This is a genomic window from Microbacterium psychrotolerans (genome assembly GCF_031085295.1).
Classification (GTDB): domain Bacteria; phylum Actinomycetota; class Actinomycetes; order Actinomycetales; family Microbacteriaceae; genus Microbacterium; species Microbacterium psychrotolerans.
In genome coordinates this window covers 807,800-822,093 of sequence record NZ_JAVFWO010000003.1, presented here as the reverse complement: position 1 = coordinate 822,093, position 14,294 = coordinate 807,800, and the positions used below count along the sequence as shown (strand labels likewise).

The window sequence follows — 14,294 nt, the reverse complement described above, 5'->3', positions numbered from 1 at the left end:
GCTCGCTCCGCCGGTGCGGTCACCAGCTGACGGGGAGCGCCTTGCCCTCTTCGTAGCCGGCGGCGGACTGCAGGCCGACGCGGGCGCGGTCACGGAACTCGGGGACCGTGGACGCGCCGGCGTAGGTGAACGACGAGCGCACGCCCGAGGTGATCATGTCGAGCAGGTCCTCGAGGCCGGGACGCAGCGGATCGAGGTAGATCTTCGACGACGAGATGCCTTCGGCGAACAGCTCCTTACGGGCCAGCTCGTACGGGTCGAGCCGGCCGAACCGCTCGTGGACCGCCTTCGTCGAGGCCATGCCCCACGACTCCTTGTAGGCGCGGCCGGCGTCGTCGACCTGCAGCTCTCCTGGCGCCTCGATGGTGCCTGCGAACCACGAGCCGATCATGACGGATGCCGCACCCGCGGCCAGCGCCAGCGCCACGTCGCGCGGGTACCGCACGCCGCCGTCGGCCCACACGTGCGCGCCCATGACCCGTGCCGCCTCGGCGGTCTCGAGGACTGCGGAGAACTGCGGCCGCCCCACCGCCGTCATCATGCGGGTCGTGCACATCGCGCCGGGTCCGACGCCGACCTTGAGGATCGTCGCACCGGCGGTGACGAGGTCGTGCACGCCCTCGGCGGTCACGATGTTGCCGGCGGCGATCGGGATGCCGAGGTCGAGGTCGGCGACCGTGCGCAGCGCTCGCAGCATGCCCTCCTGATGGCCGTGCGCCGTATCGACGACGAGCACGTCGACACCGGCCGCCGCCAGCGCCCTGGCCTTCGCGGCGACATCGCCGTTGATGCCGACCGCGGCGGCGACGATCAGTCGTCCCGAGCCGTCCACGGCGGGACGGTAGAGCGTCGAGCGCAGGGCGCTGCGGCGCGACAGCGTGCCGACCAGGTGGCCGTGGTGCAGCACGGCCACGGTCTCGGCCTCGGCGGCGACGATGACGTCGAACGCGTGGCGCGCGCTCTCGATGTCGTCGGCGTCGACGGACGCCGCGCGCCCGCGCGCGAGGTCGCCCAGGCGCGCATCGGGCAGGGCCGTGCCCAGCCGCGTCGCCGGCACGATGCCGAGGATGTCGTCGGCATCGACATGGCCGGCGGAGGCGTCGGCGACCACGATGCCGTGCCCGTCGGTGGCGGGAAGCAGCCGGGCGGCGTCGGCGACGGTCGCGTCCGGGGGCAGCACCAACGGCGTGTCCCACTCGACCGGCTGCGCCTTCACCCAGCGGATGGCGGCGTCGAGCTCCTGCAGCGGCATGTCCTGCGGCAGCACGCCGAGTCCGCCGCGACGTGCGAGCGTCGCCGCCAGGCGAGCGCCGGTGACGGAGTTCATGTTGGCCGACACGAGCGGAAGGGTCGCGGTCGTGCCGTCGCCGGGCGACAGGTCGACGTCGAGGCGACTGGTGATCGCCGAACGCCGCGGAACGAGGAAGACGTCAGAGTAGGTCAGGTCGACGTCGGGTGTTTCGCCGTAGAACTCCATGACCGCCAAGGGTAGTGACAGTTCCTGTGCGGATAATCCTGCGGATTCTTTCAGCCGGCCCAGCCGGTGGGGCCGGAACGGCCCGCGCAGACTGGGCTAGGCTTAACTGTCGCGTGTGCGGGCTTGCAGAGCCCCGCGCGCATCCCAGAACTTCACCGATGAAAGCAGGCGATTCAGCGTGTCGAGCCAGGTGACGGGCGTCGGGGTTTCGAACGAGGGAGAGTTCGGAGCCAACGAGTGGCTCGTCGAGGAACTGTACGAACAGTTCAAAATCGACCGGAACTCCGTCGACAAGGCTTGGTGGCCCGTTCTCGAGGCCTACCACCCTGCCGACGGCGCAGCACCGACGGCGCCTTCCGCGCCGGCTCCCGAGGCACCGGCCGCGGACGCGACTCCGCCGGCGGCATCCGAGGAGCCCCGTCCGGTGACGGCCCCGATCCCCGTGATCGGCGCACAGCCGGTGGCACGCACGACCGCGCGCCCGGCCGCGCCGCAGCCGATCCCGGCTCAGGCGCCCAAGGCGCAGCCGTCGTCCTCGGCCGAGCAGCCCCAGCCGCAGGCCGACGTCGTCACGACGCTCAAGGGCCTGCCGAAGACGCTCGCGGCCAACATGGACGAGTCGCTGACGGTTCCCACCGCGACAAGCGTCCGCACCGTGCCGGCGAAGCTGATGATCGACAACCGCATCGTCATCAACAACCACATGTCGCGCACCCGCGGCGGCAAGGTGAGCTTCACGCACCTCATCGGCTGGGCGATCATCCAGGCGCTCAAGGAGTTCCCGAGCCAGAACGTGTTCTACGCGGAGATCGACGGCAAGCCGTCCGTCGTCGCCCCGGCGCACATCAACCTCGGCATCGCGATCGACCTGCCGCGCCCCGACGGCACCCGCGCCCTGCTCGTGCCCAGCATCAAGCGCGCTGAGCAGCTCACGTTCAACGAGTACCTCACGACCTACGAGGACCTCGTCGTCCGCGCACGCGGCAACAAGCTGACCGCCTCGGACTTCCAGGGCACCACGATCTCGCTGACCAACCCCGGCGGCATCGGCACCGTCCACTCGGTGCCGCGCCTCATGAAGGGGCAGGGATGCATCGTCGGCGCCGGCGCTCTCGAGTACCCCGCCGAGTTCCAGGGCGCGAGCGACAAGACGCTCAACGAGCTGGCGATCGGCAAGACGATCACGCTCACCAGCACCTACGACCACCGCGTCATCCAGGGCGCGGGCTCGGGCGAGTTCCTCAAGAAGGTGCACGAGCTGCTCATCGGCCAGCGCGGCTTCTACGACGACATCTTCGCGGCGCTGCGCATCCCGTATGCTCCGATCCACTGGGCCGCCGACATCAACGTCGACCTGGCCGAGCGCGTCGACAAGACCGCCCGTGTGCAGGAGCTCATCAACTCGTTCCGTGTCCGCGGGCACCTGATGGCCGACACCGACCCCCTCGAGTACGTGCAGCGAACGCACCCCGACCTCGAGATCGAGAACCACGGCCTGACGTTCTGGGACCTCGACCGCGAGTTCGTGACGAACGGGTTCGGCGGCAAGCGCCAGATGAAGCTGCGCGACATCCTCGGGGTGCTGCGCGACTCGTACTGCCGCACGATCGGCATCGAGTACATGCACATCCAGGACCCCGGGCAGCGCGCGTGGTTCCAGGAGAACGTCGAGATCAAGTACCAGAAGCCCGGTCACGACGAGCAGCTGCGCATCCTCGACAAGCTCAACCAGGCCGAGGCGTTCGAGACGTTCCTGCAGACGAAGTACGTCGGCCAGAAGCGCTTCAGCCTCGAGGGCGGCGAGTCGCTGATCCCCCTCCTCGATGAGATCCTGCAGGGGGCGGCCGAGGCGGGCCTCGACGGCGCGGCGATCGGCATGGCCCACCGCGGCCGCCTCAACGTGCTGACCAACATCGCCGGCAAGACGTACGGCCAGGTGTTCCGCGAGTTCGAGGGGTCCGTCGCCATCGGCTCCAAGAGCGGGTCGGGCGACGTCAAGTACCACCTCGGCACCGAGGGCACGTTCGTCGCCGACAACCAGTCCGAGCTGCCGGTGTACCTCGCCGCCAACCCCTCGCACCTCGAGACGGTCGACGGGGTGCTCGAGGGCATCGTCCGCGCGAAGCAGGACCGCAAGCCGATCGGCACCTTCACCTGGCTGCCGATCCTCGTGCACGGCGACGCCGCCTTCTCGGGCCAGGGCGTCGTGGTCGAGACGCTGCAGATGTCGCAGCTGCGCGGTTACCGCACGGGCGGCACGGTGCACGTCGTCGTCAACAACCAGGTCGGCTTCACCACCACCCCCACCGACGCGCGCACGTCGGTGTACGCCACCGACGTCGCCAAGACGATCCAGGCGCCCATCTTCCACGTGAACGGCGACGATCCCGAGGCCGTGACGCGCGTCGCCCAGCTGGCGTTCGCGTATCGCGAGCGCTTCCACCGCGATGTCGTCGTCGATCTCGTCTGCTACCGCCGCCGCGGCCACAACGAGGGCGACGACCCCTCGATGACGCAGCCGCTCATGACCAACCTCATCGAGGCGAAGCGCTCCGTCCGCCGGCTGTACACCGAGGCTCTCGTCGGCCGCGGCGACATCACCGAGGAGGAGTACGAGAAGGCGAAGCAGGACTTCCAGAACCGCCTCGAGATCGCCTTCGCCGAGACCCATGCGGCCGAGACCGGCTCGTCGCCGGTGGTCGCCCCGGAGGCGGCCTCCGCGCAGCCCGCGGCCGGCGAGCCCGACACCACGGGCGTCTCGCGCGAGATGATCAGCCTCATCGGCGACACGTTCGTCAACAAGCCCGAGAACTTCACGGTCCACAACAAGCTGCAGCAGCTGCTCGACAAGCGGCTCGACATGAGCCGCAACGGCTCGATCGACTGGGGCTTCGGCGAGCTGCTCGCCTTCGGCTCGCTGCTGCTCGAGAAGACCAACGTCCGCCTCGCCGGTCAGGACTCGCGTCGCGGCACGTTCGTGCAGCGGCACGCCGTCCTCCACGACCGCTCGAACGGCCAGGAGTGGATCCCGCTCACCAACCTGAGCGAGGACCAGGGCCGCTTCTACGTCTACGACTCGCTGCTCAGCGAGTACGCGGCGATGGCGTTCGAGTACGGCTACTCGGTCGAGCGCGCCGATTCGCTGGTGCTGTGGGAGGCGCAGTTCGGCGACTTCGGCAACGGCGCGCAGTCGGTCGTCGACGAGTTCATCTCGTCGGCGGATCAGAAGTGGGGCCAGCAGTCGAGCGTCGTGCTGCTCCTCCCCCATGGTTACGAGGGTCAGGGCCCCGATCACTCGTCGGCCCGCATCGAGCGGTACCTGCAGATGTGCGCGCAGGACAACATGACCGTCGCGCGGCCGTCGACGCCCGCCTCGTACTTCCACCTGCTGCGCCGCCAGGCGTACGCGCGTCCCCGCCGCCCGCTCATCGTGTTCACGCCCAAGGCGATGCTCCGCCTGCGCGGGGCGACCAGCCCGGTCGACGACTTCCTCACCGGCAGGTTCGAGCCGGTGCTCGACGACGACCGCGGCCTCGACAAGTCCGCCGTCAAGCGCGTGCTGCTGCACGCCGGCAAGATCCACTGGGATCTCCGCGCCGAGCTGGAGAAGAACCCGAACCCGACGATCGCGCTCGTCCGGCTGGAGCAGTACTACCCGGCCCCGGTCGACGAGCTCAACGCCGTCATCGACTCGTACCCGAATGCCGAGCTGGTGTGGGTGCAGGATGAGCCCGAGAACCAGGGCGCATGGCCGTTCATCGCGCTCGAGGTCGTGAAGCACCTGCGCGGCCGCACCATCAGCCGCGTCTCGCGCGCATCCGCCGCATCGACCGCGACCGGATCACCGAAGGTGCACGCCGCCGAGCAGGCCGCCATCATGCAGCAGGCGCTCACGGTCTAGGCCACGAGTTCGCCGATCCGGCCCCGGACGCCCTCCTTCCTGAGGACGCGTCCGGGGCCGGCTCGCGTCAGGCCGTGGTCGCCGTCGTCTTCACCTCGACGGGGACCACGGACTCGGCAGCCGGCGAGATCTCGCGGTCCTCTTCGACCTGCCGCGCGACGGGCGGCGTCGTGCGGCGCAGCCGCTGCCAGACCGACACGAGGATCGCGGCGACCGCGAGAACCGCGGCGGGAAGGAGGTTGGCGCCGGCGAGCACCAGCAGACCCACCGACAGCACCGCCGCGATCAGCGCCATGAACCAGCCCGCGCTGAAGCGCGGCAGGATGAGCGTCGCAGCGATCATGCCGGCGGTGTAGATCGACACCATGTTGCTCGTGTGGATGAGGATGAACGTCTCCAGGTGCCCGCCGGTGGCGAGCGCGATCACGCAGTAGACGACCGCGATCGCGAAGGTCAGCAGCAGCGCCCGTCGCGGCACGCGCCCGGTCTCGGCGCCGGGGGCGAGCGCGCGAGGGAGGTCGCCGGACGCAGCGAGCGACGCCCCCAGCTTGCCGAACGCGGCGAGGTAGGCGTTCATCACGCCGAGGGCGACGATCGCGGCGATGGCGCCGATCGCGGTCGGCCCGAACCCGGGTGCCACTGCTTCGGCGAGCGACAGGAGCGGCACCGCGCCGCCTCCGGCGTCTTCGCCGAGCACCCCCACCGTCACGACCTGCAACAGCAGGTAGGCGAGCCCCGTCACCACGAGCGCGATAGCGGTGGCGAGCGGGATGCTGCGGCGCGGGTTGCGGAACTCCCCCGAGATGTGGGTGCCGACCTCCCATCCGGCGAACGCCCACACGAACAGGCTGATCGCGGTGCCGACGCCTCCCCAGCCGTGCGGCAGAAAGGGGCTGAAGTGAGCAGCGTCGACAGCGGGGAACGCGGTGGCGACGACGAAGACGACGATGCCGACGAGCAGCCCGGTGAGCACGAACTGCACCCACCCGGCGACCCGGACGCCGAGCATGTTCACGGCGAAGGGTGGCACCAGGATGGCGAACATCAGGATCGGCACCGCCGAGCGGTCGATGTGCAGGATCGCGGTCAGATACTCCGCGCCCAGCGCAGCCAGCACCGGGAACCCCGCGGCCACGCCGAAGTAGAACCAGTAGCCCGTGGCGCGGGCCGCCGTGCGCCCGAGCGCGCGGCGCACGTAGCTCGCCACACCGCCCGGATCGGGGTATCGAGCGGCGAGCGCGGCGAACGTTCCCGCGAGCGGCACGGAGAGCACGATGACGGCGAACACCGAGACGATCGACGCCGGCCCCGCGACGTCTGCGGCCAGGCCGGGGAGCACCAAGAGGCCGGTGCCCAGAACGGAGGCGATGTAGAGCGCTGTGCCCTGCCGGACGCCGAGGCCTCCGCGGGGATGGCTGTGTGTCACCGGTACAGTCTGGCGGCGGCGTCAGACGCTCCGCGCCATCGCCGCCGCCGTCCTCGGGCGGATTCCTGCCAACCCCGGAGCCACGGGAAGCGCGTCCTCTACAAGCGGATCGGCACGGTCCGCTACGAGCAGACGGTGGGCGTTGTCCTCAGCCGAGGAGAACGGGCACGGTCCTCAGCTGAGGAGCTGCGCCGAGCTGCGGACTCCGCCACGCCGTGTCCCCCTCATCTCAGCTCCTGTCCTCGATTGAGGACCGCGAACGACGCGCGGTCAGTCCCCGAGCGGTTCCACGCCCGCGCGGGCGAAGGCGGCGGCAGCGGCATCAGACGACTCCTCGCGGTCCGCCGCGACCAGGCCGAGCCGTGTGCGGCGGTCGAGCAGGTCGGAGATGCTCAGCGCACCCTCGACGGCGACGCCCCACTGAAGCTCCTGCGGCGTCACACCGCACGCGGCCCCGGCCCCGCGGGGCAGCGACGCCGCGAACGGCGCCTCGGCCCCGAAGCGGCGCACGAGGCGCGGTGGCGCGGCGATCTCCGCCAGGCGAGATCGCGGCCACGCCCCCACGAGCGGGATCGACCGGGTGGGCGAGGGCCGCGACGGCAGCCCGGGATCCCGGCGGATGACGGCGTCCACCGCGTCCTCGGCCATGCGGCGGTACGTGGTGAGCTTGCCGCCGACGACGCTGAGCACGCCCGTCGAAGACTCGATGATCGCGTGGCGACGCGACAGGTCGCTGGTGTCGTCGTCGTGCTCGCCGGCCAGCAGCGGACGCAGGCCCGCGAAGGTCGCCAGCACATCGGCGCGCTCGAGGGGGTCGGCGAGCACGGTGTTGACGGTGCCGAGCAGCGTGTCGATCTCGGGCTCGGTCGCATGCGCGACATCCGGGATCGGTCCTTCGGCCGGCACGTCGGTGAGGCCGATGTAGGTGCGGCCGTGCTGCGCCGGGAGGGTGAACACGAAGCGAGTGGTCGACCCGGGGATCGGCACCGTGAGCGAGACGTCCGAGCCGCCGAGCCGCGCGGTCGACACCACGAGGTGGGTGCCCCGGCTCGGCCGCAGCCGCACCTGCGGATCCAGCTCGCCCGCCCAGACGCCGGTGGCGCTCACCACCGCCCGGGCACGGACGTCGACGGTCGCGCCGGTCACGAGGTCGCGGAGGGTGGCGGTGCGACCGGTCGCCGCGAGCGCCTCGACACGCGTGAGGACGGATGCCCCGTACCCGGCGGCGGTGCGGGCGACGGCGACGACCAGCCGGGCATCGTCGATGAGCTGACCGTCCCAGCCGCGCAGGCCTCCGCGCAGGCCTTCGGCGCGCACGGACGGAGCGAGGCGCAGGGTCTCGCCGCGGCTGACCGTCCCGGGACCGGGCAGCAGGGCACCCGGCGTTCCCACCGCGCGGCGGAGCCCGTCGCCGAGCTCGTACCCCAGGCCGATGTAGGCACCGCGCGAAAGGTGGCCCGGCCCGTGCAGCGGTACGAGCTGCGCGAGCGCGCGCGTGAGGTGCGGCGCCGTGCGCGTGAGGAGGATGTGCCGCTCGAGCGCGCTCTCGCGGGCGATCCCGACCTGCCCCGAGGCGAGGTAGCGCAGGCCGCCGTGCACGAGCTTCGAGCTGAAGCGGCTGGTCCCATGCGCGAGGTCGTGCCGTTCGACCAGTACGGTCCGCAGGCCCCGACTCGCCGCATCCAGCGCGATCCCCACCCCCGTGATGCCGCCGCCGACGACCAGCAGATCGATCTCGCGAGCGTCGGCGAGGGCTTCGAGCTCCCGTGCCCGGCGCGCGGCCGTCAGAGCCGATGCGAGTGGCGTGCGCCCGACGATCCGCGGGCTCATCTGCTGTGCCCGCGGGGTGAGAGGTAGCCGTGCACCGCGTGCCCGAGCTCGGTGCGCCACGCGTCCTCGGGCAGCCACTCCGCCACGAGCGGCGCCGACTGCACGGCCGACTGGGCGATGAGCAGCACCATCGCGGCCAGCTGGGCCGGGTCGCCGGCGCGCACGTAGCCGGCTCGCTGCCCGGCGGCGATGCGGCGGGCGGTCTCGGCGTGGATGGCGCGTTGGCTCGTCCCCAGCCGGTCGAGGATGTAGTGCGCGAACAGCTCGGGATCGGTGTCGCGCAGCCGGTCGACGAGCGGCAGCCGGCGCACTCGGTCGGCTGTCTCGACGAGCAGGCCGGCGAGCTCATCGAGGTCGGCGCATTCGCGCTCGCCCGGGGGAAGAGCCGCAACGAGTTCGCGGGTGACGAGCGCGGCGAAGACCGCCTGCGCGTCGGGCCAGTACCGGTACAGCGTCTGCCGTGCGATCCCGCAGCGACGCGCGATGTCGGATGCCGTCGTCCGGCGGATGCCGTGCGCCAGCACCTCCGCCAGGGCAGCGTCCAGGATCGCGGTCTCCGTGTCGAGCGCTCCATCGGCCATGTGACAACCATACAGAATGTGTCATACTGTCGCCATGGCTGCGACGGCGCACACCGAGACTCCGAGCGACCCTGCTCCCCCGCCCCGTCCGCTCGCGGTTCCCGCGCCGCGCGCCCGCGGCCGCTGGGACGCGTGGGGCGATGAGCCTGCGCGCCTCCCGGCGGCAGCGAAGGCGATCGTCGCGACGCTGCTTCCCGGCAAGGCGCATCCGGTGGCGCATCGCGCCGCGCCGGTCCTCACGCCCTCTCAGCTCACAGACGCCGACATCGCCGCGCTGGCGGAGATCGTCGGGGGCGCGCACGCGACGCGCGATGACGGCGTGCGGATGAGTCACCTCGGCGGGAAGAGCACGCCCGACCTGCTGCGCCGTCGGCTCGACGACCCGCAGGCCGCTCCCGACGCCGTCGTCTCCCCCGCGGGGCACGACGAGATCGGCGCCGTGCTGCGTCTCTGCACGGATCGCGGGATCGCCGTGGTCCCGTTCGGAGGCGGCACATCGGTCGTCGGCGGGGTCGATCCGGTGCGCGGAGCACACCGCGCGGTCATCGCGCTGGACCTCAGCCGGACCGCCGCCCTCCTCGCGCTCGACGAGGTCTCGCTCCTGGCGACCTTCGGGGCCGGCACCACCGGTCCGCAGGCCGAGGAGCTGCTCGCCGAGCACGGCTTGACCCTCGGCCACTTCCCGCAGAGCTTCGCGTACGCCTCGCTCGGCGGCTACGCCGCGACGAGGTCGAGCGGCCAGGCTTCGCGGGGCTATGGCCGCTTCGACGACCTCGTCCACGCCCTCCGCGCCGCCACACCGGCCGGTGATCTCGACCTGGGCCGATCCCCCGCAAGCGCGGCCGGCCCCGACCTGCGGCAGCTCCTCCTGGGCTCCGAGGGCGCGTTCGGTGTCCTCACCGAGGTCACCGTGCGCGTCAGGCCGGCCCCCGCGGCGACCGCCTACCGGGCATGGACCTTCCCCGACTTCGCGTCGGGAGCGGCGGCGGTCCGCGAGGCCACGCAGCGCGGCATCCGTCCCACCGTGCTCCGACTCAGCGACGAGACCGAGACGCGCGTGAACGCCGCGATGGGCGGCCACGTCACCCGGCTGCGCGGATGCCTGGCCGTCGCGACCTTCGAGGGCGCGACCTTCGCGGCGGCCCACGGCGAGCGGGACGACCTCGACGCCGTCTTCACCGCTCACGGAGCGATGTCCCGCGGCGAGGACCCGGCCCGCTCGTGGGAGCGAGGGCGCTTCGCGTCACCGGCGCTGCGCGACACGCTGATGGACGTCGGCGTCCTCGCCGAGACGCTGGAGACGGCGACGACGTGGGCGAGCCTGCCGGCGCTCAAGCGCGCCGTCACCGTCGCGCTGACCGAGAGCCTCACCGCGGCAGGAACCAAGCCGATCGTCCTGTGCCACATCTCGCACGTGTACCCGGCGGGCGCCTCGCTCTACTTCACCGTGGTCGCCGCGCTCGCCGACGAACCGCAGACGCAGTGGGCGCGGGCGAAGGATGCCGCCTCCCGGGCCATCGGAGCCGCTCAGGGCACGATCACCCACCACCATGCGGTCGGCCGCGACCACCGCCCGTATCTCGAGGCGGAGATCGGCGCGCTCGGCGTCGAGGTGCTCCGCGCGGTGAAGGCCGTCCTCGACCCCGCGGGAATCATGAACCCGGGCGCCCTCGTCATCACGCCCGCCGATCCCGCATGAAGGTCGCCCTCCTGGTCAACCCTGCGGCGCGCGCCGGGGCGCACACCGGCGCCGCGACGCAGGCCGCCGAGCGGCTGCGCACCCATGGGGTGCAGACGTCCATCCTCAGCGGCGGGAGCGCTGCGGAGTCGTCCGCGCTGCTGCGGGCCGCCATCCAGGTAGGAGTGGATGCCGTCGCCGTCGCGGGCGGCGACGGCACCGTGAACCTCGCGATCCAGGAGGTCGCCAGCACCGGCATCCCACTGGGAATCGTGCCGTCCGGCAGCGGCAACGACTTCGCGGCCACGCTCGGCCTGCGCGAGCTCGACGTCGCCGCGGCAGCCGACGCGATCGCAGGCGGCCGCACACGGCGCATCGACCTGGGGCGCGTCACGCGCGACGACGGCTCGAGCCAGTACTTCGGGTCGGTTCTCGCCAGCGGCTTCGACTCGAAGGTCAACGACCGCGCCAACGCGATGCGGTGGCCGCGAGGCGGCTCGCGGTACAACATCGCGATCCTCGTCGAGTTCCTGACTCTGATCGGCATCCCGTACGAGGTCGAGCTCGAGCTCGCCGACGGCACACGGGTGCAGCAGCGCGGCGACCTCGTGATGGCCACGGTGGGAAACGGGCGGACGTACGGCGGCGGCATCCCGATCTGCCCCGACGCCGACCCGGCGGACGGCCTGCTCGATCTCGTGCTGGTCCGCCCCTCCGGCCGCCTGCGTCTGCTGCGGCTTCTTCCGCGCGTCTACCGGGGCACGCACGGCGCGGTGCCGGAGGTGTCGATCCGGCGGGTGCGCTCGGTGCGACTCTCGTCGCCCGGCGTGACCGCCTACGCGGACGGAGACCCGATCGGCGCGCTCCCGCTGACGGTCGACGTCGCGCCCGGCGCGCTCACGATCTTCACGCCCGCGGGCTGACCGCCGGCGCGAGCGCGCGCGGCGTCAGTGCGCCGCCTGGACCGCCCGCAGCTTGGCCAGCACCTGATCGCGCAGCTCTTCGGGTGCGCTCTCCTTGCATGCACGCGCCAGCACCTCGGTGAGGGTGCGCGCCACCAGCGCCTCGTCGCGGCAGCCCGCGCAATGCTCCAGGTGCTCGGCGATGTCGCTCTGCTCGGTCTTGCAGACCTCGTGGCGCAGGTACTCCTCCAGGTCGCGCCGCGCCTTCTCACAGCCGCAGTCGGTCATTTCGTGCTCCTCGTGGCGGCAGTCGCGATGCCGCGCTCTTTTGCGTAGTCGGCCAGCAGCTCACGAAGCATTCGCCTGCCACGATGCAGACGGCTCATGACCGTGCCGATGGGGGTCTTCATGATGTCGGCGATCTCCTGGTAGGCGAAGCCCTCGACGTCGGCGAGGTACACCGCCAGCCGGAAGTCCTCCGGGATGGACTGCAGCGCGTCCTTCACGACCGACGCGGGCATGTGGTCGATCGCCTCCGCCTCGGCCGAGCGTGTGCTCGACGCGGTGGTCGACTCGGCGCCGCCGAGCTGCCAGTCCTCGAGGTCGTCGATGGTGCCCTGGTACGGCTCGCGCTGCTTCTTGCGGTACGTGTTGATGTAGGTGTTCGTCAGGATGCGGTACAGCCACGCCTTGAGGTTCGTCCCCTGCGTGAAGGTCTTCCACGACGCGAACGCCTTGACGAAGGTCTCCTGCACCAGGTCGGCCGCATCCGCGGGGTTGCGAGTCATGCGCATGGCGGCGGCGTACAACTGGTCCATGAAGGGCAGTGCCTGCTCTTCGAACTGCGCACGCGGATCCTGCACCTGGTCCGTCGGGTCGATCGGGTCGCTCATCACGCGCCAGTCTACGGTGGCGGCTTGCGCGCCGCCTGGGACCCGCACGACGGGCGCGCTGTGCAGCGGGGCCTCGAGATCGAGGCGATCGAGAGTGGCGAACATCCGGCTCCGCTCTGTGGGTGGCTCCCGGCACTGTCGACCGGGTTCAGTAGGGTAGAACCCGATGACAGCCGACGCGTATTCCCCGAGCTCCGCGCCGATCGAGCGCGGCCATTGGCACGCGCCCGTGGCGGACGGACCGCTGCACGCGACGGTGACCGTCCCCGGCTCGAAGTCCCTGACGAATCGCGAGCTCATCCTCGCCTCCCTCGCCGACGGTCCGAGCCGCCTGATCGCACCGCTGCACTCCGACGATTCGGCACGCATGATCGACGCGCTGCGCTCGCTGGGCGTCGGGATCGAGCTGGTCCCAGGCACCGGGCGGTACGGCGACGACATCGAGGTCACGCCGGTGTGGCCGCTGCACGGCGGCACCGAGGTGGACTGCGGACAGGCCGGCACCGTCATGCGCTTCGTCGCCGGACTCGGCGGGTTCGCCCGCGGCGACGTCACCCTGACGGCGCACGAGAGCGCCCTGCACCGCCCCATGGGCGCGATGATCACGGCACTCCGCGACGTCGGGGTCGACATCGACGACGGCGGCCACTGGGCACTGCCGTTCATCATCCGCGGGCACGGCCACGTCCGCGGGGGCGAGGTCGCGATCGACGCCAGCGCCTCGAGCCAGTTCGTGTCGGGTCTGCTGCTCGCCGCTCCGCGATTCGACGTCGGCCTGCAGCTCCGCCACGCCGGCGAGCGGCTTCCGAGCATCCCCCACATCGACATGACGGTCGAGGCCCTCGCCCACCGCGGCGTGCACGTCGAGCGTCCGGGCGTCGGCGAATGGATCGTGCCGGCGGGCCCTGTCCGCGGCAAGGACGTCGCCATCGAGCCCGACCTGTCGAACGCCGCGCCGTTCCTCGCCGCCGCGATGATCGTCGGCGGCTCCGTGTCGGTCACCGGCTGGCCGGCCCACTCGACGCAGCCGGGCGCCATGCTCACCGACATCCTCTCGCTGATGGGAGCCCGCGTGGTCCGCCGCGGTGGCGCGCTCACCGTCACCGCGGGCGCCGGCATCCAGGGCGTCGACCTCGACCTGTCGGCCGCCGGGGAGCTCACCCCCACGATCTTCGCGCTGGCCGCCTTCGCCGACTCGCCCTCGACGCTCCACGGGATCGGCCACATCCGCGGACACGAGACCGACCGCATCGCGGCGCTCGTCGCCGAGCTGCGCGGCCTCGGCGGAGAGGCGGAGGAGCTTCCCGACGGCATCCGCATCGTGCCGCGCCCGCTCCGCGGCGGCGTGTGGCATGCCTCCCACGACCACCGCATGGCGACCACCGGTGCCCTGATCGGCCTGGCCGTCCCGGGCGTCGAGGTCGACGACATCGGCACCACCGCCAAGACGATGCCCGAGTTCCCGCAGATCTGGCAGCGCATGCTCGACGGAGAGCACTCCGAAGGCGGCCTCTCCGAGGAGACGATGCGCGCCTCGTGAACGGGCGAGCGCGGTCGGTGGCGGAGCTGACGGGATGACCACGGTGAAGCAGCCGAGGACGACGGC

The 14,294-nt window shown here is 71.8% G+C and carries 10 protein-coding genes; 4 read left to right on the top strand and 6 right to left on the bottom strand.

Translation table 11 applies throughout. The features are described from left to right. Nucleotides 1-19 precede the first annotated feature (19 nt). Nucleotides 20-1,477 (bottom strand): GMP reductase, encoded by a 1,458-nt coding sequence (guaB1, locus tag Q9R08_RS12650; RefSeq protein ID WP_308868397.1) that lies wholly within the window; start codon nt 1,475-1,477, stop codon nt 20-22. Between the two features lie 178 nt (nt 1,478-1,655). On the opposite strand from guaB1, the gene Q9R08_RS12645 reads away from it, so the two are divergent. Beyond that, nucleotides 1,656-5,378, top strand: a complete 3,723-nt coding sequence (locus tag Q9R08_RS12645) for a multifunctional oxoglutarate decarboxylase/oxoglutarate dehydrogenase thiamine pyrophosphate-binding subunit/dihydrolipoyllysine-residue succinyltransferase subunit (protein WP_308868396.1) — start codon at nt 1,656-1,658, stop codon at nt 5,376-5,378. Between the two features lie 67 nt (nt 5,379-5,445). Here Q9R08_RS12645 and Q9R08_RS12640 read toward each other — a convergent pair whose 3' ends face one another. From Q9R08_RS12640 to Q9R08_RS12630, 3 genes are all read right to left on the bottom strand, one after another. Continuing rightward, the gene (locus tag Q9R08_RS12640; protein ID WP_308868394.1) at nt 5,446-6,804 is read right to left on the bottom strand and encodes an APC family permease; all 1,359 of its coding nucleotides are present in this window, start codon (nt 6,802-6,804) and stop codon (nt 5,446-5,448) included. 270 nt (nt 6,805-7,074) lie between these two features. Beyond that, nucleotides 7,075-8,634: a glycerol-3-phosphate dehydrogenase/oxidase gene (locus Q9R08_RS12635; RefSeq protein ID WP_308868393.1), complete on the bottom strand. Its 1,560-nt coding sequence runs from the start codon at nt 8,632-8,634 to the stop codon at nt 7,075-7,077. Continuing rightward, nucleotides 8,631-9,215, bottom strand: coding sequence for a TetR/AcrR family transcriptional regulator (locus Q9R08_RS12630; RefSeq protein ID WP_308868391.1), 585 nt, complete (start codon nt 9,213-9,215; stop codon nt 8,631-8,633). The genes Q9R08_RS12635 and Q9R08_RS12630 overlap by 4 nt, the downstream gene beginning before the upstream one ends. Nucleotides 9,216-9,249: 34 nt before the next feature. On the opposite strand from Q9R08_RS12630, the gene Q9R08_RS12625 reads away from it, so the two are divergent. Next, on the top strand, nt 9,250-10,914 hold the full coding sequence (locus tag Q9R08_RS12625) for an FAD-binding oxidoreductase (RefSeq protein WP_308868389.1): 1,665 nt from the start codon (nt 9,250-9,252) through the stop codon (nt 10,912-10,914). After that, on the top strand, nt 10,911-11,816 hold the full coding sequence (locus Q9R08_RS12620) for a diacylglycerol kinase (protein ID WP_308868387.1): 906 nt from the start codon (nt 10,911-10,913) through the stop codon (nt 11,814-11,816). The genes Q9R08_RS12625 and Q9R08_RS12620 overlap by 4 nt, the downstream gene beginning before the upstream one ends. A gap of 24 nt (nt 11,817-11,840) precedes the next feature. Here the strand turns inward: Q9R08_RS12620 and Q9R08_RS12615 are convergent, their stop codons facing one another. After that, nucleotides 11,841-12,083: a zf-HC2 domain-containing protein gene (locus tag Q9R08_RS12615; RefSeq protein WP_308868385.1), complete on the bottom strand. Its 243-nt coding sequence runs from the start codon at nt 12,081-12,083 to the stop codon at nt 11,841-11,843. Continuing rightward, nucleotides 12,080-12,688, bottom strand: a complete 609-nt coding sequence (locus tag Q9R08_RS12610; RefSeq protein ID WP_308868383.1) for a sigma-70 family RNA polymerase sigma factor — start codon at nt 12,686-12,688, stop codon at nt 12,080-12,082. The genes Q9R08_RS12615 and Q9R08_RS12610 overlap by 4 nt, the downstream gene beginning before the upstream one ends. A gap of 166 nt (nt 12,689-12,854) precedes the next feature. Here Q9R08_RS12610 and aroA point away from each other — a divergent pair, with 166 nt between their 5' ends. Beyond that, nucleotides 12,855-14,228, top strand: a complete 1,374-nt coding sequence (gene aroA, locus Q9R08_RS12605; RefSeq protein WP_308868381.1) for a 3-phosphoshikimate 1-carboxyvinyltransferase — start codon at nt 12,855-12,857, stop codon at nt 14,226-14,228. The last annotated feature ends 66 nt before the right edge of the window (nt 14,229-14,294 follow it).